The organism is Sulfitobacter indolifex (assembly GCF_022788655.1).
In the GTDB taxonomy this organism is placed as follows: Bacteria; Pseudomonadota; Alphaproteobacteria; order Rhodobacterales; family Rhodobacteraceae; genus Sulfitobacter; species Sulfitobacter indolifex.
The window spans coordinates 938870-963890 of sequence record NZ_CP084951.1 but is presented as its reverse complement, the minus strand read 5'-3'; the positions used below and the strand labels follow the sequence as shown (position 1 = coordinate 963890).

The window sequence follows — 25021 nt, the reverse complement described above, 5'->3', positions numbered from 1 at the left end:
CAAGCGGCGCGCTATTGCTTTTCAGCTTCACTCCGGCCCCAAGTTGCCCGACACGGCGCAAGCACGTTGACAGAATAGGTGCCGCTTTGGGACAGTTTGGCAAAACAAGCAGACGCAGAAATTGAGGCAGCGCAATATGACACGGATTTGGATGGGCCTTGCGCTCGGCTTGGGGCTTTCGGCTTGTGGTGGAACGCCTCCTTTCGGCGGCGAAGGCGGTGGCGACACCGAAGCGGGCAGCGACAGTGTTTATTTTGCTGAGAGCAACGACACTATGACGCTGAACAACATCACCTACGATCCCACGACCGATACATTAACGCTCAACAACATCCCCTTTGATGACCCCGATAACGCTTATGAGCGGATTGCTCAGGAAAATTTCTCGAATAATTTTGACGCCTATGAGAGCGCTCCAAAGGCGGGCACCAATGAAGTCCAGTACTTTGCGGTCTTCCGCCGTTCTGACTCTGGTGCATCGCAGGTCGCCGCTGCCGGGACCAACGGCTATATCGAATTTGGCTACGGCGGTGCGGGTGCACAACGCCTTGGCAATCGGCCAAACCTGCCTTCGTCGGGCATCTATTCCTACAATGGTGAATATGCCGCCGTCCGCACGACACGTGATGGGACGAACGATGGCGTGACCTTCGTTACGGGAGATGCGAACCTGCGGGTCGATTTTAATGATTTCGATGTCGTTGGCGCTGCGGGTGGTTCGATCGGCAACCGTGAGGTCTATAACGTTAACGGTCAGCGCATCGGGGCGCTGGACGGGTTCATTTCGCTGACCGATACGACCATTGATTTTGACAACAGCAACATTGGGTCGGCAACCGCTACCGAGATTGACGGCACCGGAACGACAACAGGCGCAAGCGGCAATTGGCAGGGCGTCTTCGCCGGACCGAACGGGAGCGAGATCGCAGGTATCGTCTTTGTTGAAGGGTCTGAAACACGGGAAGTTGGCGGTTTCATCGCCACACAATGATGCAAAAGCTGGCCCTCGCCGCTGCGCTGAGCCTGACAGTCGGGGGCCATGGCGCAGCGCAATCCACGCTTGAACCAGAGGCCGCGCGGCTGACTGCCGCGCGGCTGCTTTCGCGTGGTCATGCGCAGGCTGCAGCACAGATCACCGATGTGCTGGTGCTGCGCGACCCCAAAGACAGCACCAGCCTAATCCTAAATGCCTACGCCCGGCGCACGATGGGCGACAACACCCGTGCCCGCCAAGCCGCACGTCAGGGCTGGCAGACCGCCGACCGACCGGTTGAGCGCTATGGCGCGGCGATGGCCATGGCGCAGGCACTGTCTTCAGATGGGGCGAAAACACGGGCGCAATTCTGGTTGCGCCGCGCGGCGCATGTGGCCCCTGACGCGCGTACCCGCGCCCGCGCCATCCGCGACTATCGCTATGTCAGCACGACAAACCCATGGTCGGTGAACCTGTCCTTCAGCTTTGATCCCAGCGACAACGTCAATGGTGCGCCCAGCGACAACACTTTTGTCTTGGGCGGGCTGATCTTTACCAACCCCACCGCGGTGCCGATCTCGGGCGTTGTATTGCGCCAAAATACCGCGCTGCGCTACAATTTTGGCATCAGCTCAACCGAGCGTAATTTCGTGGCGCTAAATTGGACCGAAAGCCACACCGTTTTCACCGACAGCGATGTGCCCTCAGGTGTTAGCGCCCCGGACTTTGCCTTTCGTCGGGTGCAGGCGCAGTTTGGCCGCGACTTTACGACAGGGCCAGAGGCCCCGCGCCAGACTCTGTCGCTGAGCTTTGGCCGCCTGTGGTCTGCAAATGACCCGCTGGCCGATGAGGTTAAGGTCGATTGGCGGCAAACATACGCCCGGCCCGAGCAACACCTGTTTTCGTGGAACGCCGGGCTTGGCTATTCGCACCGCAAAGACAGCGATCTACGCTCGGGTGTGACGGCGACGCTGGGCAGCTATTGGGCGCGTCCGACGGCCAGCGGCGGCCGGTTATCATGGAACGCCGAGGTCGGGCGGACCGATACCGACAGCCGCGCGTTGACGCACACGACCCTGTCAGCGGGGGTGCAGTACACTTTCGCCAAACCGGTGCTAGGGGCCACGGCACAGATCGCACTGAACGCGCAGGCCAAACAGTATGACGATCCGCTTTACGGCCCAGACCCGCGCGCCGATCTTGGGGCGGTGGTTTCAACCTCGCTGGTGTTTACCGACTTTGACACCTACGGTTTCGCCCCTAAACTTACCTTTGAAGCGCGGAAGACAAATTCCAACATCACCCGCTTTGAGACAGAGAATTTCGGTCTGAATATGGGGTTTCAATCCATGTTCTGACGGACCGCAACAGACCAAAGGAAAACCGATGCCCATCAAATACCTGCACACAATGGTGCGCGTGAAAGACCTCGACGCCTCTATCGCATTTTACAAACTTCTGGGCCTTATTGAGCGGCGGCGCATCGACAATGAGGGTGGCCGCTTCACGCTGGTCTTTCTCTGCCCACCGGATCAGGCCGATGGCCATGCGGATGTTGAACTGACCTACAACTGGGACGGCGACGATGCGTTGCCAAGCGACAGCCGCCACTTCGGCCATCTCGCCTATACGGTCGAGAATATCTATGAGACCTGCCAGATGTTGCAGGATAATGGGGTGACCATCAACCGGCCACCGCGTGACGGGCGTATGGCCTTTGTCCGCTCGCCCGACAATATCTCGGTCGAGCTGCTGCAAGAGGGCGACGCCCTTCCCGCACAGGAGCCTTGGGCCAGTATGGAGAACATCGGCCATTGGTAAGGATTTGCATCAGTGCCGCGCTGGCGCTGATGCTTGCGCCCATGGCTGCGCAGGCGGCGCCCTGCCGTCTTGCGCTACTGCTGGCGCTGGATGTGTCCTCATCGGTTGACCCCGAGGAGGACCGTTTGCAACGTGGTGGGCTGGCCGCTGCGCTACGGGCGCCATCGGTTGCGCGGGCTTTTTTTGCCAGTGACGCGCCGGTGACGATTGCCGCCTATGAATGGTCGGGCGAGGCGCATCAGCAGATTGTGCTGGATTGGACGGTGATCGACCACCCCGCTGCACTCGCCCGCGCCGCTGACGTTATTGGGTCGAGCCAACGTAGCGAAAGCAGCCAACCCACCGCGATGGGTCACGCCCTGCGCTTTGGAGCGACGCTTTTTGACGGCGCGCCGGCCTGCGATGCCAGGGTGATCGACATGGCCGGCGATGGGCAAAACAACGAAGGTTTTGGGCCACAAACGGCCTATCGTGCGGCCCAATTCTCAGAGATTACCGTAAACGGGTTAATCGTGAACGCCGCCGATTTCGAAGGCGAACTGGGCCTCATCGCCTTCTATAAATCTCAAGTGCTGCACGGACCGGGCGCTTTTATGGTCATCGCCTCGGGCTTTGCCGATTTTGAGCGCGCCATGCGGGTCAAACTGATCCGGGAGGTCTCGCCGCCTGCGCTCGGCGCTAAAACACAGCCTGAAAGACCGAAGGGATGATCCGCTGCGCCCTTGCCTTTGTCCTGACCCTCAGCACCACCCAATGGGCCGAAGCCGCCTGTCGGCAGGCGCTCGCCTTGGGGCTAGATGTGTCCGGCTCTGTCGATGCGCGGGAGTATCGGTTACAAATCGGCGGCTTGGCCGATGCGCTGAACGATCCCCGGGTGCGGCAGGCACTGCTCATGCTGCCGGGGCATCACGTTGATCTGCTGGTTTTCGAATGGAGCGGGTCTGGCGATCAGTCTGTGATTCTGCCTTGGACAACGCTGAACGACACCGCAGCGCTCGACGCGGCCATCGCCCGCCTGCGCGCCACTCAACGGCGAGACGCATCGCCCGGTACAGCCCTTGGCGCGGCCATGGAACTTGGCGCGCGACTGCTTGCAGAGCGACCCGGGTGCCAGAAACACACTCTCGACATCTCTGGCGACGGCATCTCCAACTTCGGTCCCCGCCCCCGGGATGTGCGTGACGGTTTAGCAGCGCTCTCCTTTGGCCCGCTTGGGCTGACCATCAATGGTCTGGTGATCGGCGCAGATAATTCCGCCTCTGGCGATAGCCGACAGGCCGAGATCGGCGCGCTTGCGTCTTACTACCGGGCCGAGGTGATGCTTGGCCCCGAGGCATTTGTTCAAACTTCGCTAGGGTTTGAGGACTACGCCCGCACCATGGCTGAGAAACTACTGCGCGAGCTGGACGGGATGGTATTTTCCCAACTCACGCCCCCTGCCCGCGTGGATCAGTAGATATAGCGGATCTGGTCGGTCCAATAACGCTCCATCCGTTTGAGAGAGCGGGTAATATCCTCAATCCCCGCGTCCCCCAGCACACCTTTGCTTTCCATCCCATCGGCATGGCGGGAGAAAAGCTCAGCCACTACATCACGGATATAGCGCCCCCGTTCGGTGAGCCGCACGCGGACCGAACGGCGGTCAATCTCGCAGCGTTGGTGGTGCATAAACCCCATCTCGACCAGCTTCTTGAGATTATAGCTGACGTTGCTGCCTTGATAGTAACCACGGCTTTTCAATTCGCCCGCCGTGACCTCATTGTCACCGATGTTGAACAGCAAAAGCGCCTGTACGGCGTTGATCTCCAACACGCCGACGCGCTCAAACTCGTCTTTGATCACGTCCAGCAGCAGGCGGTGCAACCGCTCTACCAAAGACAGGGATTCAAGGTAGCTGACCATGAAACCTTTTAATGCCATCGGCTGCGTGGCGGGGTCTTGAATGCTCATGCGAAATCTCCGGTTCAAGCTGTTTGCACCGGAAACTCGCTGAAAAATCGGAATATTTCGTTAAACCCGAAGCAATTGCTTGGGCTATCCGTGCGCCTCGGCCAATTGCCCGCGAATATCTGTGACCAATACGCTGTATTTTTCGGGCGCCTCGGTCTGACCGCTGACCCAAAGATAAAGATCGTGGTCATTCTCATTCAGCATCTGATCATAAAGTGTCAGACCCGCGTCATCCATCTGCGGCAGCCGCGCTTCGGCATAGGCCGATAGGATCAGATCCATTTCCTTGATGCCCCGGCGCATGGAGCGCATTTGCAGGCGTTTCAACCGGTGTTCATGAACTTCAGGCATCTGCGGGCTCCGTCATAAGGCGCCGAATGCGCTTTTCCAATTTGCCGACAGTCTCGGCTTTTTTCAGCAGGTCGGTGCGCAAGGCGCGCATATCGGCCAGCACCTCTTCGAGATCAACGCGGCGCGCGGTTTCACCTGCGTCGGGGGCATCGACGCCCTCGCCTTCGCCGTTGATCAACCACATCATTGAGACATTCAAAAGCCCCGCCAGCATCGAGAGCCGGTTCGCGCGTGGCTCAGACAGGTCTTCTTCCCAGCCCCGCAAAGTGGCCAGACGCACGCCCAGCCGTTTGGCCAGCATAGCCTGCGTCATGCCAGTCTGTTCGCGGGCCGCCGCGACCCGGTCGCCAAAGGTGGCGGCCTCAGGGCCGTACCAGTCAATCTCGTCGGTCATGCTTCATCTCCTGCCAGACACCCTTGCCGGGTGCGGGGACGCCCCCTATGAACGTGGGGATATTCATAAGCAACCCGAGGCTAAAATGGAACTGCTGTCCGCGACCCTTGATCGGGTCAAACCGTCGCCCACTGTCGCCGTCACCACCCAGGCCGCTGAACTCAAGGCCGCGGGGCGCGACATTATCGCACTTGGCGCGGGCGAGCCGGATTTTGACACGCCACAGAACATCAAGGACGCCGCCGTGGCCGCAATCAGTGCGGGCAAGACGAAATACACAGCCGTCGACGGTATTCTCGAGTTGAAACAGGCGATCTGCGCGAAATTCAAGCGCGATAACGGGCTGGACTATACGCCTTCGCAGATCAGCGTCGGCACGGGCGGCAAACAGATTCTTTACAACGCGCTGATGGCGACGATGAATCCCGGTGAAGAAGTCGTGATCCCCGCGCCCTATTGGGTCAGCTACCCCGATATGGTGCTGCTTGCAGGCGGCACCCCGGTGATCGCGCCTGCGACCTTGGAAAACAACTTCAAGCTCACCCCCGAGGCGCTGGAAGAGGCGATCACGCCGAAAACCAAATGGTTTATCTTTAACTCACCCTCGAACCCCACTGGCGCGGGCTACAGCCGGGACGAGTTGAAAGCACTGACGGACGTGCTTATGCGCCATCCGCATGTCTGGGTGATGACCGACGACATGTATGAACACCTCGCCTATGACGGGTTTGAGTTCTGCACCCCCGCACAGGTGGAACCCGCGCTCTATGACCGCACGCTGACGGTCAACGGCGTCTCCAAAGCCTATGCTATGACCGGTTGGCGCATCGGCTATGCCGCAGGCCCGGAAAAGCTGATCGGCGCGATGCGCAAGATCCAGTCGCAGAGCACCTCCAACCCCTGCACCATCAGCCAATGGGCCGCCGTTGAGGCGCTGAACGGCACGCAGGATTACATTGCCGAGAACAACGCGATGTTCGTGCGCCGCCGCAATCTGGTGGTCGAGATGCTCAGCGCCATTCCCGGCGTGACCTGCCCCACGCCCGAGGGCGCGTTCTACGTCTACCCCTCCATCTCGGGGCTGATCGGCAAGACGTCGGCGGCGGGCACCAAGATCACAGATGATGAGACTTTCGCCACCGCCCTGCTGGACGAAACCGGCGTTGCGGTCGTCTTTGGCGCGGCCTTCGGTCTTTCGCCGAATTTCCGGGTCAGCTACGCTACGTCTGACGCGGCGTTGAAAGAGGCATGCACCCGCATCCAAACCTTCTGTGCCGGGCTGACGTAAGGGCGAACCATGGCAGGCGATCTTCCCGACTATTACTTCAGGGTTCGCGAGAACGGCGCGGCGGTGTTTCGGCTCGATTCCGAGAACCGCCAACGCCGGATCGAGATGGAGCAGATCGCCGTGGTCAACCTGCGCAGTGGCGAGGTAAAGCCGCACGGGCTGCACCGTCTGACCGAAGCCGATGAGGCCGAGATCGCCCGCTGGGCAGAGGCGCGCCGCGACACCCTCGCCGCGCGGGAGATTGACGACATCCGCCGCGCGGTGGATCACCTGAACCTCACCACGCAATGGGCGCAATCGCGCGCCACGGACGCCGAGCTTGATGCGGTTACGGATGATCTGCTGCTGGCCATGCACGACCTGCGCAGCACCTTGGTGCGCAAAAAAGCGGACCGGATGGACCGGGGTTAAACGAAAGACGGTGGCGGATCAGGCTGCGAGCTTCTTGATTGTAACGCCCCAGAAACGCGCGTTGAGCAAGAGCCCAGCCACCCCCAGCCCGGCCACCAGACCGGCCCAGATACCCATGCCCCCAAACCCCAGCGTGAAGCCGAGCAGATAGGAACAGGGCATACCGACCAGCCAATAGCTGATCGCGGCCATGACCATCGGAACTTTGGTATCCTGCACCCCGCGCAAAAGTCCAAGTGCGACCACCTGCGCACCGTCGACCAACTGGAACAGCGCCGCCATCACCAACAGCCCAGTGCCGATGGTGAGGATCTCCAACCGAGCGGGCTCATCCTCTTGCATGAAGACCGAGATAAGCGGCTCTGGCCAGCCGACAAAGCCGACCATCGTCACCAACGCAAAGACCAGCGACAGCCCCGTTGCGATCACTGCACCGCGCGCCATATGCTGCACGTCCCGACGGCCATAGGCATTTCCGGCGCGAATGGTCGCGACATTGCTCAGCCCCAGATGCACCATGAAGGTCAGCGAGGCGAGCTGGATCGCAATCCCATGTGCGGCCAACGGAATCGTCCCGAGCCAGCCCATCATCAACGACGAGGCCGCAAACAGGCCGACTTCGCTCAGCGTCGTCAAACCAATCGGCAGGCCCAGCGTGAAAACCCGCACCAGCATCTGCGTATCCACCCGCCACAGCCGCACGAAAAGGCGGTGCTGCGGCAAGGCAATCAGCACATAGATCACCACCCCAATCAGCGAGACGAACTGCGTCGTGACCGAGGCCACCGCCGCCCCCATCACGCCAAGCTCGGGCGCGCCCCAGTTGCCAAAGATCAGCGCATAATTTGCTATCGCGTTGATTGTGGCGGCCAGCAGGGTGATCCACAGCACCACCTGCGTGCGTTCCAAAGCGGCAAGGTAGGATTTCAGCACCATCACCAAGAGCGCAGGCACGATCCCCCAGCCCGCGACTTTGAGGTAATCGCCCGCCGTGTCAGCAAGGTTAGGCCCCTGCCCCAGCAGGTCCAACACCGCAGGCGACCAGATCATCGCCGGCAGCGCGATCATCGCGAAACCCACCGAAAGCCACAGCCCCATGCGCGTTGCCCGGCGCAGGCCGATCTCATCACCCTCAGCGTCATAGGCGGCCACCAGCGGCATCACCGCCATGGCAAAGCCCGAGCCAAAGATGAAAAGCACGAAGAAATAGGTACTGCCCAGAACAACCGCCGCCAGCGCCTCGACCGAATACCAGCCCAGCATGACCGTATCGGTCACCCCGATGGCCATCTGTGCCAGATGTCCGCCGATCAGCGGCAGGCCAAGCGTCAGGATCGCTCGGACGTGATTGCGGTTGGTCATTACTTTGGTCATGGGAAAAGCCTTACGCCGGGGCTGGGCAAAGGGAAAGTATGGTTTTTCTGCTCTGTCATAGGCTTGCAGGGCGTTACTGCCCTGATTTTGACATGAATTCCTTGCGTCCGCGGCCCTTAACGGCAAAGCTAGATGCAGGAGGGCTGGCGATGGAACCGACACGGACCGAAACCCGCCAAGTGAACGGCCAAGAGATTTTCATTCGCCATTGGGGCGATGAGAGCCTGCCGCCGCTCCTGATGTTACATGGCTTTCCTGAATATGGCGGCGCGTGGGCTGATCTGGCCGCGCTGCTTTCCCTGCATTTCCACTGTATCGCTCCCGACCAACGCGGCTATGGCCAAAGCAGTACGCCCGAAGGGATTGAGCCCTATGCCATGGCGCACCTCATGGCCGATATGGCCGCGTTGATCGAAGATAAGCCGGTCACCGTTCTGGCCCATGATTGGGGCGCCTCAGTCGGCTATGCTTTAGCGATGTTCAGGCCCGAGGTGGTGGCTCGATTGATCATCCTCAACGGCGTGCATCCCGTGCCCTTTCAGCGCGCCATGGCGGCAGGCGGCGCGCAATCCAAGGCCTCACAATATATCAACACACTGCGCAGCGAAGGCAGCGCGATCAGATTGGCCAAGGACGATTTCGCAGAACTGCTTAAGTTGTTTTCGGCCCATATGGACCTCAGTTGGCTGACAGCCGACCGGCTTGAGGCTTACCGCGCGGAATGGGGGCGGCCGGGGCGGCTGAGGGCGATGATAAACTGGTACCGCGCCTCCCCCCTGCAAGTCGCAGCGCCCGGCAAGCCGATCCGCGATCTACCTGATTTCCCGGTAGAACGCCTGCGCGTTAAATGCCCGCATTTGTTGGTCTGGGGCCGCGAGGATACCGCATTGCTGCCCGAAGCAACCGAAGGGCTAGAGGTCTTCGTGCAAGACCTCACCCGTGTCGAGATTGAAGGCGCGGACCATTGGCTTCACCACCAGAAGCCACAGGCTGTGGCCGAGGCAGTGTTGGACTGGTGCGCGCGGCGGCCCTTGTAAAATGTGCTGTGTAGTGTATATTTAAATATACATTCAGGAGCCCCGACATGTCTCGTATTCACACCAATCACATCGCGACCATGACCGAAATGCGTGAACCGCATAAGGTGCTTGAACGCTCGGGCGGTAAGCCCGTGGCGGTGATGAAGAACTCGCGCTGCGTAGGCTATTTCGTACCGGCAGAGGCGACACTTCAAGAAGAGCCGCGGGTCGCGACAATGGACGAGGTGATGGAAAGTATTGCGGCCACCCGTGCGCAAACCCAGCCTGTGCTCGACTATCTTAAAGACAAATGAGCTACGTCCTTTTGAACGCCGACATTGTAGAGGCGATTCACGATGCCGTGCTGAACCCCGGCGAACTTGCAGGTCGCGCGCTCGACAAGTCACTGGATGGCGCTTTGGCGCGGGTCGACAACCGACTGGTCTATGGCCTGATCGAGGATATCTTCGATCTTGCAGCCGCCTATTGTGTGGCGGTGGCGACGGGCCATGTGTTCAATGATGCCAACAAACGCACATCTTATAAAACCATGATCGTCTGTCTGCATCTGAACGGCGTCCGTATTGCCCACGAAACAGTCGAAGCCGGTGACCTAATCCGCGAAGTGGCCCAACGGCGCATCGCCGAAGAGACCCTTGCCGATCGGCTGCGCGCCAAAGCCACCTGACCGCCCCAAATCCGGCCCATCTGACAAACCCGCGATTGCCCCCGGCGCGCGGCCCTGTCAAAATGGCCCCCACCCATAACAAAGAGCAGGCCCGCATGACCGACCTTCTTTCCGGCCAGGAACCCACAGATTACGACGCCTCCTCCATCGAAGTGCTGGAGGGGCTGGAGCCCGTCCGCAAGCGCCCCGGCATGTATATCGGCGGCACCGATGAGCGCGCGCTGCACCACCTTGTGGCCGAAGTACTCGACAACTCGATGGATGAAGCGGTGGCAGGCCATGCAAACCGGATCGAGGTGGAGTTGAACGCGGATTACTCCGTCACCATCCGCGACAATGGCCGTGGCATCCCGATCGACCCGCACCCGAAGTTTCCTGATAAATCCGCGCTTGAAGTGATCCTCTGCACGCTGCACGCGGGCGGGAAATTCTCGGGCAAAGCCTACCAGACCTCGGGCGGTTTGCACGGGGTTGGCGCCTCGGTCGTCAACGCGCTGAGCGATTCCATGGTGGTGCAGGTCGCGCGCAACCGCGAATTGTTCGAACAAAGCTTTTCGCGCGGCATCCCGCAAGGTCCGGTGGAGAAGATCGGCGCAGCGCCCAATCGGCGCGGGACCACGGTCACCTTCCACGCTGATGAGCAAATCTTTGGCGCGCACCGTTTCAAACCGTCTCGCCTGCTCAAGATGGTCCGTTCCAAAGCCTACCTTTTCTCCGGCGTCGAAATCCGATGGAAGTCCGAGATCGAAGACGGCGACACCCCGATGGAGGCGACCTTCCACTTCCCCGGAGGCCTCGCCGACTATCTGCGCGAGACGCTGGGCAAGGCCACGACCTATGCCGAAAACCCCTTTGCCGGAACGGTCGAGTTTCAAGAGCGCTTTGGCGTGCCGGGCAAGGTGGAATGGGCGATCAACTGGACCCCTGCCCGCGACGGTTTCATCCAGTCCTACTGTAACACCGTCCCCACGCCCGAGGGCGGCACCCACGAAGGCGGCTTTTGGGCCGCGATTCTTAAGGGCATCCGTGCCTATGGCGAGCTTGCCAACAACCGCAAAGCCAAAGACATCACCCGCGACGACCTGATCACCGGGGGCTGCGCGCTGGTGTCTTGTTTCATCCGCGAACCGGAATTCGTCGGCCAAACCAAGGACCGTCTCGCCACGACCGAGGCCGCCCGTCTGGTAGAAAACGCGGTGCGCGACCACTTTGACAACTGGCTGGCGGCGGATACCAAATCCGCTGGCGCGATCCTCGATTTCCTTGTCCTGCGCGCCGAAGAACGCATGCGCCGCCGTCAGGAGAAAGAAACCGCCCGTAAATCCGCCACCAAGAAACTGCGCCTGCCCGGCAAGCTGACCGATTGCACCAGCAAGACCCGCGAAGGCACCGAGCTGTTCATCGTCGAGGGCGACTCGGCGGGCGGCTCGGGCAAGGGCGCGCGCAACCGGAACACGCAGGCGCTGTTGCCGCTGAAGGGTAAAATCCTGAACGTGCTCGGCGCGGCCTCGAGCAAGATCACCACCAACGCCGAGATCAGCGACCTTTGCGAAGCACTTGGCGTTGGCATGGGCACGAAATTCAACCTCGACGATCTACGCTATGACAAGATCATCATCATGACCGACGCGGACGTGGATGGCGCCCATATCGCGGCGCTGCTAATGACGTTTTTCTTCACCCAGATGCGCCCGCTAATTGATTCAGGGCATTTGTATCTGGCCTGCCCGCCGCTGTTCCGCCTGACCCAAGGGGCCAAGCGGGTCTATTGCTTGGATGAAGCAGAGAAAAACATGTGGCTGGAGAAGGGCTTGGGCGGCAAAGGCAAGATCGACGTGAGCCGGTTTAAAGGTCTGGGCGAGATGGACGCGAAGGACCTGAAAGAGACCACCATGGACCCCGCCACCCGCAAGCTGATCCGCGTGACCGTGGATGAGGACGTGCCGGGCGAGACTGGGGACTTGGTGGAGCGGCTGATGGGGAAAAAACCGGAGATGCGGTTTGAGTATATTCAGCAGAATGCGCAGTTTGTGGAGGAGTTGGATGTTTGAGGGGCTTAGAAACAATCATTGGGTCTCGAGCATTCACTGCGGTGAAGTGCAACGATCTCCTTGTTCCAGCCAATTCGTTAGGAAACTATCTGCGCTCGTTTACTGAACCAGCACTTTTCCATACCGAAGGAATGGGCGAGTTTCACCTAACAAAATCGGGGTCATTGTTTAAGTTCAAGTATAAAGAGCGATATTTCGTTCTAACGACTAAGCATCAAGTTACAGGCAAAAATTGCGCATACTCGTACGAGCAAGTCTGTCTCATGGATTATAGTGCAAATTCATTAGTTAGCTCTAGCATGGTTGTGTTCCCAGAGGAGTCTAGCACTGAGGGCCAAGCATACGATTGCCTACTCTTCGAATACACCACGTCAGTCACCGAAGGCAAACTTACTCCGCACGGCTGGTACAAGTTGAGTGAGATTGAAAGGCAGTATCCAACACCTGCGCCCATTCTAGCTTGCGCCATTGGTTACCCCTCATACCGAAACGAAATCAATTACGATACGAAACACTTTGGTGTCTCGCCGAATATCGTTTGGGGACAAGAAACTAATTCCGGAATGGAAGGTAGGCTCGCCTTCAAACCGCTAAACGAGGTATTGTTTGACCCAAGCGGGATGAGTGGCGGTCCAGTTTTTGGATGCAAGCTAGTCGAAGAAAAACTCGTAATGTTCTTCGCAGGGGTGTTAACGAATGCTACGAAAAAGAAGTTCAACTTCATGCCAGTAAATAGATTGAGCGGCCTGTTAAATCATTCCTAAGATCAGTGAAAATGCGAACCTACATGGCCGCTCTCGCCCGGGACCCTGTCCCGGGCCGCGCGCTCCCTCCCCCACGGGGAGGGCGCATATGCGTGCCCCCGCAGCATGCGCCGCCCACCGGGCTGAAAAGGTCCACGGGACCTTTTCTAAGTAGCCCTCCGGCCCGAGGTCGGGCGCGGCCCTACCGTTTCGCACTCAGCCCATCTTTCCCCTTGATCCGCCGCCCACACCGGTCCTAACTCCCCCCATGATCCGCGCCCTCCTCCTTCTCCTACTCCTCACCGCCTGCGGTCGTCCGCTGACGGAGAACGAGCGCGCCTATCTCTCCACCATCCACGGCACCTCCGTCGACTACGACCGCGTGCGCCTGCACGACGGGGCCCCGACCCGCGCCGTGACATTCACCCGCAAACCGCGTCCGCGCACCACCTGCCGTGAGTTGATCCTACCGCCGCAAGAGGGCGACACCGTCACCTCCAAACCCGCCGCCGTGGCCCTGTGGAACAACCTGCTTTTCGACAAGGATTGGTATCTCGAAGACTACCTGCCCGATCACCCTGACCGCATCGGCCTGATCGCCGCGATGCTGCTCGCGCACGAGGTCACCCACGTCTGGCAATGGCAGAACCGCCGCGTGACGGGCTATTCCCCGCTGCGTGCGGCGTCGGAACACAGCAACAACCCCGACCCCTATCTCTTTGATATCGATACGAAACCGCGCTTCCTCGATTTCGGCTATGAACAGCAGGGTTCTATCGTTGAGGAATTTGTCTGCTGTCGCGCGCTCGACCCGCAGGCGCCGCGCACCAAGCGGTTGCACGACATGCTGTCCGAGGTCATGCCCGTCGCCCCCCTGCCCCAAAGCCGCGCCCATGATGTGCGCCTGCCGTGGGACGGGGTCGAGTTGGACAATATCTGCGGCTAGGTCAGGCCCGGCTCAGACCGGCACCAATTGCCCAGCCTCAAGGCGGATCTGTCGGTCCATCCGCGCGGCCAGTTCGAGGTTATGCGTGGCAATCACCGCCGAAAGCCCGGTGCCGCGTACCAGCGCCATCAGTGCTGCAAACACCTGATCCGAGGTCGAGGGGTCGAGGTTACCCGTAGGCTCATCCGCCAGCAACAGACGAGGCTCATTGGCCAGCGCCCGGCAGAAGGCCACCCGCTGCTGCTCCCCGCCCGACATCGCAGCGGGGCGGTGGTCGGCGCGTTCCGAAATGCCCACTTCGGCCAGCAACTTGCGCCCGCGCGCCTCGGCTGCAGAACGCGCTACGCCGTTGGCAAGCTGCGGCAGCACAATGTTTTCCAGTGCCGTGAACTCCGGCAGCAGGTGGTGGAACTGATAGATAAAGCCCACATCCGCGCGGCGCACCCCGGTGCGCTTGCGATCGCTCTGGCCGGTCAGGTCATCGCCCGCGATTTCGACCGTGCCACTGTCCGCCGTATCCAGCAGACCTGCGATATGCAGCAGCGTCGACTTGCCCGCACCGGAGGGCGCGACCAGTGCCACCACCTCACCCGGAGCGACCTCCAGATTGATGTCGCGCAGGACATGCACCTCATTGGGCTTGCCGGGGTTGTAGGCCTTAGAAATGCCGCTCAGGCGCAAGACGGGATCATTCATAGCGCAAAGCCTCCACAGGGTTCATCCGCGCCGCGCGGCGGGCGGGAAAGATCGTCACGATGAAGCTAAGGCCAAGCGACAGGGCCACGGCGGAGAGCACATCGGCCAGTTGCAGTTTGGCAGGCAAGAAGTAGATGCCCCGGATCGAGGCGTCCCAGGCATTGCCGCCGCTGAGGTAGTTCACGAAGGCGAAAATTTGATCGACATAGATCGCAAAGAGCACGCCCAGCACTACACCTGCGGCGGTGCCGATGATGCCGGTAAACGCGCCACAGATGAAGAACACCCGCAGCACCGAGCCTTCGGACAGGCCCATGGTGCGCAAGATGCCGATGTCGCGGCCCTTGTTCTTGACCAGCATAATCAGGCCCGAAACGATGTTCATCGCGGCAATCAGCACCAGCACCGAGAGGATCACGAACATCACCCGGTCTTCGATATCCAGCGCCGACAGGAACGAACCGGACGCATCGCGCCATGTCCAGACCTGCGTCCGGTCGCCCGCCGCTTGCATCAACGCGCGCGCCATGGTGTCAACGCTCTCGGGGTCTTCGACCATGACTTCCAACTCATCCGCGACACCTTCGCGGTTGAAGAAACTTTGCGCCTCGGCGATCGGCAGGTAAACCCGCGTCTTATCAATGTCATAGCGCCCAGCAGAGAAGATATAGACCACCTCATAGCCATTGACGCGCGGGCTGGTGCCAAAGGCGGTTTTCACCCCATTGGGCGAGATTAGCTTGATCGTATCGCCCACCTGCACGCCCAAAGACTGCGCCACGCCGCTGCCGATGGCGATGCCCTCTTCAAACCGGCCGATGTCACCGAAAGAGCGCTCGGAAGGCTGGATGCCGGGGATGGTCATCAGATCATCAGACGCGATGCCAAAGACCTCAACGCCTGCGTTGGATTGCCGCCGGTTCGCCATGACCTGCTGGCGCACCAAGGGGGCCACACGGGTCACGCCGGGCACTTTTGCGACCTCGGCGGCCATTTCGGTATAGTTGGCGATGGTGCGGTCGATCTGGCCGGTCTCTTGAACCTCGCCCATCGTGTAGACTGTGACATGCGCATTGGCGCCAAGGATCGTGTCGACGAATTCTGCCCGAAAACCCGAGCGGACCGACAGCGTGGCAATCAGCGCGAAGACCGCGAGCGTGATGCCGATAAGGCTGATCCATGTCATTACACTCACCCCGCCCTCGGCGCGGCGGGCGCGGAGGTAGCGCCAAGCGATCATCCATTCAAAGGCCGCGAATGGGGCGGTTCGGGTGGGCTTACTGGCCATCGGGGAGGGCTCCGGTCTGAGGTGCGCGCAACCTGAGGCTTTGCCTCAGAAGGGTCAAGAACGCAATGCCCGGCGGCGGCGGTAGCGCCCGGGCCATGTGGGCAGCCAGAGGAGCAGTCGCGCTAAGGCTGTTCCGACGATGAAACCTATGCTGGCAAAGATCAATTCGGCACGGCTGCGCGGCGCGGTGGGCGAAAACATCTGCGCGGTTGCGCGCAACGCCCCTGTATCAGGCGCGCGCAGCAGGTAATAGCTGCGCAGGAACGGACCCGCCGTTTGCAGGCGCGGCAATTGCACCCCAAGCTCCGCGTGACGTTCGATGTTTTCGATCAGATCAATACGGCGACGTTCCAGCAGAGCCGACCCACGCAGCCGCACCAGTGCGGCCTCTCGGTCAATCCTGGCAGCGCGGGCGGCAGCGTCGAAATGCGCCACAACTCCCGAGAGCGTCCGTTCTGCGGCCTCTAGTTCAAACACATAGGCCCGGGAAAACCCCGGGCCTTGCGCCGCAATCCCTGCCCCTATGATCCCACCGGCCAATGTCAGCGCCCGCAGGATCATCGGCGATCTCAGACGATACCGGCGTAGATTTTCGCCAGCTTTTCGACCGCCTGCTCTGGCGGCAGTTCTTCGCTTTCACCCGTGCGGCGGCTGGTCAGCTCAACCACACCATTCTTCAGCCCGCGCGGCCCGACGGTGATGCGCCACGGCAGACCGATCAGATCCATCGTCGCAAATTTCATCCCCGCCCCACCCTTGCGGTCGTCATAAAGTGGATCAAGGCCTAGCGCCTTCAAACTCTTATAAAGCGCTTCACAGGCCGCATCGGCTTCGTCGTCGCCTTGCTTGAGGTTGACGATACCCGCGTGGAAAGGCGTTACGCCCTCGGGCCAGATGATACCCTTATCGTCATGGCTGGCCTCAATGATCGCGCCCAGCAGGCGGCTGACGCCAATCCCGTGGCTGCCCATATGCACCGGCACCTGCTTGCCGTCCGGGCCTTGGACCTTGGCGTTCATCGCGTCGGAATATTTGGTGCCGAAGTAGAAAATCTGCCCCACTTCGATGCCGCGCGCGGTGCGCTGGCGTTCTTCGGGCACCTTGGCGAAAAGCTCCGGGTCATGGGTTTCGTCTGTGCGGGCGTAGCGCGAGGTGAACTCGTCCAGCACAGCGCGGCAAGCGTCATGATCGCTGGGATCAATCTCGCGGTTGCCGAATGTCAGATCGGTGATCTCGCTGTCATAGAAGACCTCTGATTCACCCGTTTCGGCCAGCACGAGGAATTCATGGGTGTCATCGCCGCCAATCGGGCCAGAGTCCGCCCGCATCGGGATCGCCTGAAGCCCCATACGCTCATAGGTGCGCAGGTAGCTGACCAGATGGCGGTTGTAAGCGTGCAGCGCGTCCTCTTTCGTGAGGTCGAAGTTGTAACCGTCCTTCATCAGGAACTCGCGCCCCCGCATCACGCCGAAACGCGGACGGATCTCGTCGCGGAATTTCCACTGGATGTGGTAAAGGGTCAGCGGCAGGTCTTTGTAAGACCCAACATGGCTGCGGAAGATATCAGTGATCATCTCTTCGTTAGTGGGACCGTAAAGCATGTCGCGGTCCTGACGATCGCGGATGCGCAGCATTTCGGGGCCGTAAGCGTCATAGCGGCCCGATTCCTTCCACAGGTCTGCCGATTGCAGCGTCGGCATCAGCATCGGGATATGGCCCACGCGCTGCTGCTCTTGATGCACGATCTCTTCGACTTTGCGCAGCACTTTGTAACCCAGTGGCAGCCAAGAGTAGATCCCCGCGCTGGATTGCTTGATCATCCCCGCCCGCAGCATCAGCCGGTGGCTGACAATCTGCGCCTCGGCAGGGTTTTCCTTCAGCACGGGCAGAAAATATTGGGACAGACGCATGGTGTTTCCTCATTGACGAATTGCCCCCTGACTAGTGCATGTCAAAGGGCGAGACAATCACATCGCAGCAAGGCCTCAGGCTTTTGCGGCCCGTTGCGCCAGTTCCACCGCCACCTTGGTCGCCATGGCCATGTCTTGCACCGAAATCCATTCCAGTGGCCCGTGAATTTCCTGCATTCCGGTAAAGACATTCGGACAAGGCACGCCCATCTCGGTCAAGCGCGAGCCATCGGTGCCGCCGCGAATGGGGACCGAGCGCGGCTCCAACCCCACCGCTTCGACCGCCCCACGCACCAAATCGACCGGGGTCATGTCCTTCTCCAGCCAATAGCGCATGTTGCGATACTGCGGCTGGATATCCACCTCAATCTTCGCGCGCGGCTCACCTGCGGCGACGGCAGCACAGACCTGACGCAGCAGATCGCCTTTGGCCTGCAAGCCTTCACGCTCAAAGTCGCGCAGGATCAATTTGATTTCGGCCTCAGACGATCCGCCGTTCACTTCCGATATATGAATGAAACCTTCCAACCCCTCGGTCGTTTCAGGCGTCATCGTAGCCTGCGGCAGCGTCATCACGATCTTCGCCGCCAGATGCAGCGCGTTGACCATCTTATCCTTCGCAAAACCGGGATGCGCCGATACCCCGGTTATCGTCACCGTGGCCCCATCCGCGCTGAAGGTCTCATATTCGATCTCACCTGCCTTGCCGCCATCAAAGGTATAGGCAAAGTCACAACCCAAATCCTCAGGCAGTCGCGCATCCACGCCACGCCCGATCTCTTCGTCAGGGGTAAAGGCAAGGCGAATTTTGCCGTGTGGGATATCCGGGTTCTCGATCAGATGCCGCGCTGCCGTCATGGCAATCGCCACCCCCGCCTTGTCATCCCCGCCCAGCAAGGTCGTGCCGCTAGCGGTAATGATATCCTCGCCCTGTTTTTCGGCCAAATAGGGCGAGTTGTCAGGCGACAGCCGCAACTCCGGCGCATCGGCAAAGGTAATATCCCCGCCATTATAACCGCGATGCACCACCGGCTTTACCCCCGTGGCGTTGTACTGCGGCGCCGTGTCCACATGCGCGACCCAGCCCATCACCGGGCCGCCCTCAACCGTTGCGGGCACCGTCGCCAGCACCACGCCATAGTCGGTGAGCGTGACATCCTGCGCGCCCATCTCGTGCAGTTCCTCAACCAGCAGTCGCGACATATCAAGCTGGATTTCTGTGCTGGGCGCGGTCGGGCTGTCCGCATCGCTTTGGCTGTCGATCTCCGCATAGCGGACCAACCGCTGTTCCAGCTCGTCGTCAAATTCACTGCGCATCATTTGCTCCCTCAATTTACCGCCATCGTCGCCTGATCTACCGCACTGTCAAGCCGCCCTGCCCGCAGGCGAGACTTGAAACGAAACGCCACATGAGCGATGTGATGATATTCCTTGCCGGAGAGCATCATGGCCCTGCCAATCCGAGACCAACTGAAATACTGGGGCATCGCTGCGGCGGTGTTCATGGTGGCGCTGTGGTTTATGGGCGATGTGCTGCTGCCCTTCCTGCTGGGCGGGGCGATTGCCTATTTTCTCGATCCCGTGGCCGATCGGCTTGAACGTTTGGGGCTCAGCCGCGTTATGGCCACCGCGCTCATCACCGTGGCGGCAATTTTGATCTTTGTGCTTATGGCACTGCTGGTCGTGCCGACGCTGGTCAATCAAACGGTCAACCTGATCGAGACTGCCCCGCAGGTGACCCGCAATTTCACCGATTTTATCACCGACCGTTTCCCCTCACTGCTGGATGACGATTCGACGCTGCGCACCTCGCTGACCACGCTGGGCACCACGATCCAAGAACGCGGCGGAGAGCTGTTCCAGACAGCGCTTGCGTCCTTTGCGTCGCTGATCAACATCCTGCTGCTCTTTGTCATCGTCCCGGTGGTCGCCGTTTATCTCTTGCTCGACTGGGACCGTATGGTTGCTGGCATTGACCGCCTTTTGCCGCGCGACCATGCGCCGACCATCCGCCAACTGGCGCGCGAGATTGACGCGACGCTGGCCTCTTTCGTGCGCGGCATGGGCACGGTCTGTCTGATCCTTGGCACCTATTACGCTGTCGCGCTGATGCTCGTGGGGCTGCAATTTGGCCTCGTTGTCGGTTTTATCGCCGGGCTGGTTACCTTCATCCCCTACCTTGGCGCGCTGATTGGTGGGGCGCTGGCCATCGGGCTGGCCCTGTTCCAATTCTGGGGGGACTGGCTCTCGATTGGTCTCGTGGCGGGCATATTTGTGCTGGGCCAGATCGTTGAGGGCAATCTGCTGACGCCAAAACTGGTCGGCAATTCCGTGGGCCTGCACCCGGTTTGGCTGCTGCTGGCGCTGTCGGTTTTTGGCACGCTCTTTGGCTTTGTTGGCCTATTGGTCGCGGTCCCTGTCGCCGCCGCCATCGGCGTGATCGCCCGCTTCGCCACGGCACGCTACCGCGAAAGCGTGCTCTACAAGGGCCGCGAACCGGAACCGACACTTGACGAGGACATCCGCTAACATGGCCCATCAACTCGGGTTGAACCTGCCCAGCCGGACGGCTCTGGGCCGCGACGCTTTCTTTGTTGCCCCCTCCAACGCGATGGCGATGGCGATGATCGACGGCTGGCGCGGCTGGGCCGGCGGCAAACTGGCGCTGACCGGGCCACAGGGCTCGGGCAAAACGCATCTGACACATGTTTGGGCGGATCTTTCGGGCGCGCAAATCATCAGCGCCTCTGCGCTGCAGACCGCCGACATTCCCGCGCTCGCCCGTGGCCCAGTGGCGGTCGAAGACGTTCATCAGATCGCCCAAGATGACGCGGCGCAAACCGAGTTATTCCATCTGCACAATCTCGTGCTGGCCGAAGGCCAGGCGCTGCTCCTGACCGGCACCGGGGTCGTTGCCCATTGGGGGCTCACGCTGCCCGATCTCGTCAGCCGGATGCGTGGCGCCACTGCCGTAGAGATGGACGCGCCCGACGACGCACTGCTCTCGGCGCTGCTGGTCAAACTGCTGGCCGACCGGCAGCTGACGCCCAAGCCGGAGCTGATTAACTATTTGATGACCCGGATGGACCGTTCCTTTGCCGCCGCCATTGCGCTGGTTGACCGGCTGGATGCCGCCAGCCTTGCGCAGAAGCGCCCCCTAACCCGCGCACTGGCCGCGCAGGTGCTGGACATCGCCCCGCCCCGCGCGTGATACTGGAATAATTAACGTTCGCATTCGCAAACCCGTTACATTCCAATGTCATGAGGCCCGCATGACCCAAGCTGATTTCCTGCAAGCGCCCTTCCCGCCCGCCACCGAACTGCCCGACCTCGACACCGCCGGGCCGGGCCGGTTCTTTAACCGTGAGCTGAGCTGGCTGGATTTCAACTGGCGGGTGCTGGAAGAGGCCGAGAACCCCCGCGTGCCGCTGCTGGAGCGGCTGCGCTTCTTGTCGATCTCGGCCACCAATTTGGATGAATTCTACACCGTGCGCGTGGCGGGCCTGCGCGAATTGGCGCAGGCGGGCAATACCACCGCCGCCGCCGATGGGCTGACCCCAGCCGAGCAACTGGTGCTAATCAACGAAGACGCGCGCAACCTGATGATGTCCCAGCAACGCGTGCTGGTTGATCTCATGGCCGAAATGGACGCCCAGAACATCATGCTGGAGCGCACGGCTGATCTGACCGAGGCGGACCTCAAACATCTCGAAGGTGTTTTTCTCAACCAAGTCTTCGCGGTCCTCTCGCCGCTGGCCATCGACCCCGCGCATCCCTTCCCCTTCATTCCCAACACCGGTTACGCGCTGGCCCTGCAACTGGAACGCACCCGCGACAAGCGCCCGCTTCAAGCCCTGCTGCCAATCCCCGGCCAGATCGACCGCTTCGTATCTCTGCCCGCGCCTGAGGGCTGTCTGCGGTATCTACCGCTCGAAGACTTACTAATCATTAATATTCCCAACCTTTTTCCCGGCTACAAGTTAAAGGCCCATTTCGAATTCCGGGTGCTGCGTGACAGCGACCTCGAAGTTGAGGACGAAGCCGAAGACCTCGTGCGCGAGTTCGAAGTGGCCCTAAAGCGCCGCCGTCGTGGTGAGGTCGTGCGCCTAACCCATTCCGCAGGTGCCCCGGACAAACTAAAATCCGTCGTCATGCGCGAGCTTTGCGTGCGGCCTCAGGATGTCATTGAGCTTGAAGGGATGCTCGGTATCGCAGACCTGTCCAAACTGGTGACAGACGCCCGCCCAGATCTGCTTTGGCCGTCTTTCACCCCGCGCGTCCCTGAGCGCGTGAGCGACCACGACGGCGATATGTTCGCGGCGATCCGTCAAAAAGACATGCTGCTGCACCACCCTTACGAGACTTTCGATATGGTCGTGCGTTTCCTCGCCCAAGCCGCGCGTGACCCTGATGTGGTGGCGATCAAACAGACCCTCTACCGCACCTCGCGCGACAGTCCGATTGTCGAGGCACTTTGCGAAGCTGCCGAGGATGGCAAGTCGGTCACCGCGCTGGTTGAACTCAAGGCCCGCTTTGACGAGGCCGCCAACATCCGCCAATCCCGCCGGTTGGAGCGCGCCGGCGCACATGTGGTCTACGGGTTTCTTGACCTCAAAACGCACGCTAAAATCTCGACCGTTGTGCGGCGCGAGGGCGATCAGCTGGTGACCTACACCCACTATGGCACCGGCAATTACCACCCGATCACGGCGCGCATTTATACCGATCTGTCGCTCTTTACCTGCGACCAGAACCTTGGCCGCGATGCCACCAAGGTATTTAACTTCCTCTCGGGTTACGCCCCGCCGGAGCGGCTTGAAAACCTTGCGATCTCTCCCACCACGCTCAAGCCGCGCTTGCTAGAGATGATCGCCGCCGAGGCCGACCATGCCCGCAGCGGCAAGCCTGCAGCGATCTGGGCCAAGATGAACGCGCTCATCGATGCCGAGGTGATTGATGCGCTTTACGCCGCGAGCCAAGCCGGCGTGGAAATCAGCCTCGTGATCCGGGGCATCTGCGGGCTGCGACCTGGCGTCAAAGGACTGTCGGACAACATCCGCGTTAAATCCATCATTGGGCGTTTCCTAGAGCACAGCCGCATCGTCTGTTTCGGCAATGGCCACGGGCTGCCGCATAAAAAGGCGCGGGTATTTATGTCTTCCGCCGATTGGATGGGGCGCAATCTGAACCGACGGGTCGAAACACTGGTGGAGATTGAAAACCCCACCGTCAAAGCCCAGATCACCAGTCAGGTCATGGCGGCCAATCTGGCCGATGTGGCCCAAAGTTGGGTCATGGGACCGGAGGGCAAATTCACCCGCCCCGCCATTCCCGAAGGCACTTTTGCGTTCAACTGTCACCGTTTCTTCATGGAAAACCCCTCTCTCTCAGGCCGCGGCAGCGCGGGGGCGTCGGATGTGCCCAAGCTGACCCATACCGAGGATTGACCGATGGGTAGCGCCGTTAGCAATTGACCTTACCGCCCCCCTGCGCCAATTATCCCCCCCAAACGGATGGCCCGCAGGAGCATTGATGGCAGACCAGACCGACCCCTCCCGAGCTGCCCCAGTCCCTGAGACTGGCGTGGCGGAACTGGGCCTTTTCGCCAAACCCTTGTTTCAGGATCCCGGCGCGCGCGCGCTCGCGCGGGTCGGCGTGGTCGATGTGGGCTCGAACTCCGTCCGCCTTGTGGTGTTTGATGGCGCGGCCCGCTCTCCTGCCTATTTCTATAACGAAAAGATCATGTGTGCGCTTGGCGCTGGCATGTCCGAAACCGGCCATTTGTCGCCGCAGGGCCGCGCCCGCGCGCTCTCGGCGATGCGCCGTTTCAGCAAGCTTGCCGATGGCATGGGCCTGTCGGAACTCACCGTCGTCGCCACGGCAGCGGTGCGCGATGCCAGTGACGGGCGGGAATTCTGCGCCGATGTGCTGCGCGAAACCGGCCTGCGGATCTGGGTGATTGACGGCGAGGAAGAGGCGCGGCTCTCGGCCCAAGGCGTGCTGTTAGGCTGGCCCGGCGCTTACGGTCTTGTCTGCGACATTGGCGGCTCTTCGATGGAGCTTGCGGAAATCTCCGGTGGGCGCGTCGGGCGGCGGGTGACCTCACAACTCGGGCCCCTGAAACTGCGCGATCTTAAGGGCGGCGCTAAGGGGCGTCACGCCCATATCAAAGAGGTCATCACCGGGCTTCAGGAGAAGATGGGCAACCAGCGGGACCGGCTGTTCCTCGTCGGTGGCTCTTGGCGCGCCATTGCCCGGATCGACATGTACCGCCGCGGCTATCCGCTGCACGTGCTGCACGAATACCGCATGACCGTCACCTCGGTCCGCGAGACGGTGAAGTTCATTCAAGCCTCTGATTTAGATGAGCTTCGCAATGCCTGCGGTGTATCTTCTAGCCGCATGTCGCTGGTGCCTTATGCCGCCGAGGTGCTCAGCCGTCTGGTCAAGACCTTCCGGCCCAAAGACATTGCCATCTCAAGCTATGGCATCCGCGAAGGCATGCTCTATGAACAGATGCCGCAACGCCTGCGCGACCGTGATCCGCTGATCGAAGCCTGCTATTTCGCCGAAGCCAAAGATGCGCGGATGCCCGGCTTTGGCAAGGTGCTCTATAACTTCATCCTGCCGCTTTACCGCTCTGCACCACATGCGCGCAAACGCCTCGTCAAAGCGGCTTGCCTGCTGCACGACGTCAGCTGGCGCGCACATCCCGATTACCGAGCAGAGACTTGCTTTGACAACGCCACCCGCGCCAATCTGGGCGGGTTGAAGCATTTGGAACGCATCTATCTGGGCCTCGCCCTGCTGCACCGCTACTCCAACAAGCGCGAGAATACGCGGTTTGAAGACCTCTATGAAATGGTCGACGAGCAGACCCGGCTTGAGGCTGAGATACTGGGCAAGGCCATGCGCTTTGGCGCGATGCTGTGGATGGACAAGAACGAACATCGCGGCGAATTGCGCTGGTTCCCCAAGAAAAAGCAGCTGGAACTGTGGCTTACCCCTGACATGGTGCCCCTCTTCGGAGAGGTCGCAGAGGCGCGGCTGAATTCGCTAGCCAAGTCGCTCGACGCCGAAGTGCATGTACGCACCGGCAAACGGCCCCCGAAATAGTC

26 protein-coding genes are annotated in these 25021 nt (G+C 60.7%); 17 read left to right on the top strand and 9 right to left on the bottom strand.

The features are described from left to right. Nucleotides 1-136: 136 nt before the first annotated feature. Genes DSM14862_RS04760 through DSM14862_RS04740 form a run of 5 tightly spaced genes read left to right on the top strand, consistent with a single transcriptional unit; the run spans nucleotide 137 to nucleotide 4250 of the window. The gene (locus DSM14862_RS04760) at nucleotides 137-991 is read left to right on the top strand and encodes a HupA family protein (RefSeq protein ID WP_007119289.1); all 855 of its coding nucleotides are present in this window, start codon (nucleotides 137-139) and stop codon (nucleotides 989-991) included. Next, a complete protein-coding gene (locus DSM14862_RS04755; protein ID WP_007119288.1) occupies nucleotides 988-2331 on the top strand; it encodes a surface lipoprotein assembly modifier in 1344 nt (447 codons plus the stop codon). Before DSM14862_RS04760 ends, DSM14862_RS04755 begins: the two co-directional genes overlap by 4 nt. 28 nt (nucleotides 2332-2359) lie before the next feature. Then, nucleotides 2360-2794, top strand: a complete 435-nt coding sequence (locus tag DSM14862_RS04750) for a VOC family protein (RefSeq protein WP_007119287.1) — start codon at nucleotides 2360-2362, stop codon at nucleotides 2792-2794. Next, entirely contained in the window at nucleotides 2788-3504 is a 717-nt protein-coding gene (locus DSM14862_RS04745; RefSeq protein WP_007119286.1) for a DUF1194 domain-containing protein, read from the top strand. The genes DSM14862_RS04750 and DSM14862_RS04745 overlap by 7 nt, the downstream gene beginning before the upstream one ends. Continuing rightward, complete coding sequence (locus DSM14862_RS04740) at nucleotides 3501-4250, top strand: DUF1194 domain-containing protein (protein WP_007119285.1); 750 nt, start codon at nucleotides 3501-3503, stop codon at nucleotides 4248-4250. Before DSM14862_RS04745 ends, DSM14862_RS04740 begins: the two co-directional genes overlap by 4 nt. On the opposite strand, the gene DSM14862_RS04735 is transcribed toward DSM14862_RS04740, so the two are convergent. The 3 genes from DSM14862_RS04735 to DSM14862_RS04725 all read right to left on the bottom strand — a co-directional run bounded on the left by DSM14862_RS04735 (nucleotide 4244) and on the right by DSM14862_RS04725 (nucleotide 5489). After that, nucleotides 4244-4744: a MarR family winged helix-turn-helix transcriptional regulator gene (locus tag DSM14862_RS04735; RefSeq protein WP_007119284.1), complete on the bottom strand. Its 501-nt coding sequence runs from the start codon at nucleotides 4742-4744 to the stop codon at nucleotides 4244-4246. The genes DSM14862_RS04740 and DSM14862_RS04735 overlap by 7 nt on opposite strands. A gap of 84 nt (nucleotides 4745-4828) precedes the next feature. After that, nucleotides 4829-5095 (bottom strand): succinate dehydrogenase assembly factor 2, encoded by a 267-nt coding sequence (locus DSM14862_RS04730; RefSeq protein WP_007119283.1) that lies wholly within the window; start codon nucleotides 5093-5095, stop codon nucleotides 4829-4831. After that, on the bottom strand, nucleotides 5088-5489 hold the full coding sequence (locus DSM14862_RS04725; protein WP_007119282.1) for a helix-turn-helix domain-containing protein: 402 nt from the start codon (nucleotides 5487-5489) through the stop codon (nucleotides 5088-5090). Before DSM14862_RS04725 ends, DSM14862_RS04730 begins: the two co-directional genes overlap by 8 nt. Nucleotides 5490-5574: 85 nt before the next feature. Between DSM14862_RS04725 and DSM14862_RS04720 the strand changes: the two genes are divergently transcribed. Beyond that, nucleotides 5575-6777: a pyridoxal phosphate-dependent aminotransferase gene (locus tag DSM14862_RS04720; RefSeq protein WP_007119281.1), complete on the top strand. Its 1203-nt coding sequence runs from the start codon at nucleotides 5575-5577 to the stop codon at nucleotides 6775-6777. Nucleotides 6778-6786: 9 nt separating this feature from the next. Further along, the gene (locus DSM14862_RS04715) at nucleotides 6787-7188 is read left to right on the top strand and encodes a hypothetical protein (protein WP_007119280.1); all 402 of its coding nucleotides are present in this window, start codon (nucleotides 6787-6789) and stop codon (nucleotides 7186-7188) included. A gap of 18 nt (nucleotides 7189-7206) precedes the next feature. On the opposite strand, the gene DSM14862_RS04710 is transcribed toward DSM14862_RS04715, so the two are convergent. Then, the gene (locus tag DSM14862_RS04710) at nucleotides 7207-8562 is read right to left on the bottom strand and encodes an MATE family efflux transporter (protein WP_007119279.1); all 1356 of its coding nucleotides are present in this window, start codon (nucleotides 8560-8562) and stop codon (nucleotides 7207-7209) included. A 149-nt stretch (nucleotides 8563-8711) separates the two neighbouring features. On the opposite strand from DSM14862_RS04710, the gene DSM14862_RS04705 reads away from it, so the two are divergent. From DSM14862_RS04705 to DSM14862_RS04680, 6 genes are all read left to right on the top strand, one after another. Then, complete coding sequence (locus DSM14862_RS04705; protein ID WP_007119278.1) at nucleotides 8712-9599, top strand: alpha/beta fold hydrolase; 888 nt, start codon at nucleotides 8712-8714, stop codon at nucleotides 9597-9599. Between the two features lie 47 nt (nucleotides 9600-9646). Beyond that, nucleotides 9647-9895: a hypothetical protein gene (locus DSM14862_RS04700; RefSeq protein ID WP_007119277.1), complete on the top strand. Its 249-nt coding sequence runs from the start codon at nucleotides 9647-9649 to the stop codon at nucleotides 9893-9895. Beyond that, nucleotides 9892-10269 carry a type II toxin-antitoxin system death-on-curing family toxin gene (locus DSM14862_RS04695; RefSeq protein ID WP_007119276.1) on the top strand — a complete coding sequence of 126 codons (378 nt, stop codon included), beginning with the start codon at nucleotides 9892-9894 and terminating at the stop codon, nucleotides 10267-10269. The genes DSM14862_RS04700 and DSM14862_RS04695 overlap by 4 nt, the downstream gene beginning before the upstream one ends. A 95-nt stretch (nucleotides 10270-10364) precedes the next feature. Further along, nucleotides 10365-12320: a DNA topoisomerase IV subunit B gene (parE, locus tag DSM14862_RS04690; protein ID WP_007119275.1), complete on the top strand. Its 1956-nt coding sequence runs from the start codon at nucleotides 10365-10367 to the stop codon at nucleotides 12318-12320. Nucleotides 12321-12583: 263 nt separating this feature from the next. Further along, nucleotides 12584-13084: a hypothetical protein gene (locus DSM14862_RS04685; protein WP_131541672.1), complete on the top strand. Its 501-nt coding sequence runs from the start codon at nucleotides 12584-12586 to the stop codon at nucleotides 13082-13084. 247 nt (nucleotides 13085-13331) lie between these two features. Beyond that, nucleotides 13332-14009, top strand: coding sequence for a hypothetical protein (locus tag DSM14862_RS04680; RefSeq protein WP_007119273.1), 678 nt, complete (start codon nucleotides 13332-13334; stop codon nucleotides 14007-14009). 12 nt (nucleotides 14010-14021) lie between these two features. On the opposite strand, the gene DSM14862_RS04675 is transcribed toward DSM14862_RS04680, so the two are convergent. The 5 genes from DSM14862_RS04675 to pepT all read right to left on the bottom strand — a co-directional run bounded on the left by DSM14862_RS04675 (nucleotide 14022) and on the right by pepT (nucleotide 19220). Continuing rightward, the gene (locus DSM14862_RS04675; protein WP_007119272.1) at nucleotides 14022-14705 is read right to left on the bottom strand and encodes an ABC transporter ATP-binding protein; all 684 of its coding nucleotides are present in this window, start codon (nucleotides 14703-14705) and stop codon (nucleotides 14022-14024) included. Then, nucleotides 14698-15993, bottom strand: a complete 1296-nt coding sequence (locus tag DSM14862_RS04670; RefSeq protein ID WP_007119271.1) for a lipoprotein-releasing ABC transporter permease subunit — start codon at nucleotides 15991-15993, stop codon at nucleotides 14698-14700. Before DSM14862_RS04670 ends, DSM14862_RS04675 begins: the two co-directional genes overlap by 8 nt. 54 nt (nucleotides 15994-16047) lie before the next feature. Next, nucleotides 16048-16554, bottom strand: a complete 507-nt coding sequence (locus DSM14862_RS04665) for a DUF2937 family protein (protein WP_007119270.1) — start codon at nucleotides 16552-16554, stop codon at nucleotides 16048-16050. Between the two features lie 8 nt (nucleotides 16555-16562). After that, nucleotides 16563-17903: a proline--tRNA ligase gene (gene proS / locus DSM14862_RS04660; RefSeq protein WP_007119269.1), complete on the bottom strand. Its 1341-nt coding sequence runs from the start codon at nucleotides 17901-17903 to the stop codon at nucleotides 16563-16565. 75 nt (nucleotides 17904-17978) lie between these two features. After that, nucleotides 17979-19220: a peptidase T gene (gene pepT, locus DSM14862_RS04655; protein ID WP_040701056.1), complete on the bottom strand. Its 1242-nt coding sequence runs from the start codon at nucleotides 19218-19220 to the stop codon at nucleotides 17979-17981. Between the two features lie 129 nt (nucleotides 19221-19349). Between pepT and DSM14862_RS04650 the strand changes: the two genes are divergently transcribed. The 4 genes from DSM14862_RS04650 to DSM14862_RS04635 all read left to right on the top strand — a co-directional run bounded on the left by DSM14862_RS04650 (nucleotide 19350) and on the right by DSM14862_RS04635 (nucleotide 25019). After that, a complete protein-coding gene (locus DSM14862_RS04650; protein WP_007119267.1) occupies nucleotides 19350-20432 on the top strand; it encodes an AI-2E family transporter in 1083 nt (360 codons plus the stop codon). Between the two features lies 1 nt (nucleotide 20433). After that, nucleotides 20434-21114: an HdaA/DnaA family protein gene (locus tag DSM14862_RS04645; RefSeq protein ID WP_007119266.1), complete on the top strand. Its 681-nt coding sequence runs from the start codon at nucleotides 20434-20436 to the stop codon at nucleotides 21112-21114. Between the two features lie 61 nt (nucleotides 21115-21175). After that, on the top strand, nucleotides 21176-23350 hold the full coding sequence (locus DSM14862_RS04640) for an RNA degradosome polyphosphate kinase (RefSeq protein ID WP_007119265.1): 2175 nt from the start codon (nucleotides 21176-21178) through the stop codon (nucleotides 23348-23350). An 85-nt stretch (nucleotides 23351-23435) separates the two neighbouring features. Continuing rightward, nucleotides 23436-25019 carry a Ppx/GppA family phosphatase gene (locus tag DSM14862_RS04635; protein ID WP_007119264.1) on the top strand — a complete coding sequence of 528 codons (1584 nt, stop codon included), beginning with the start codon at nucleotides 23436-23438 and terminating at the stop codon, nucleotides 25017-25019. Nucleotides 25020-25021: the final 2 nt, after the last annotated feature.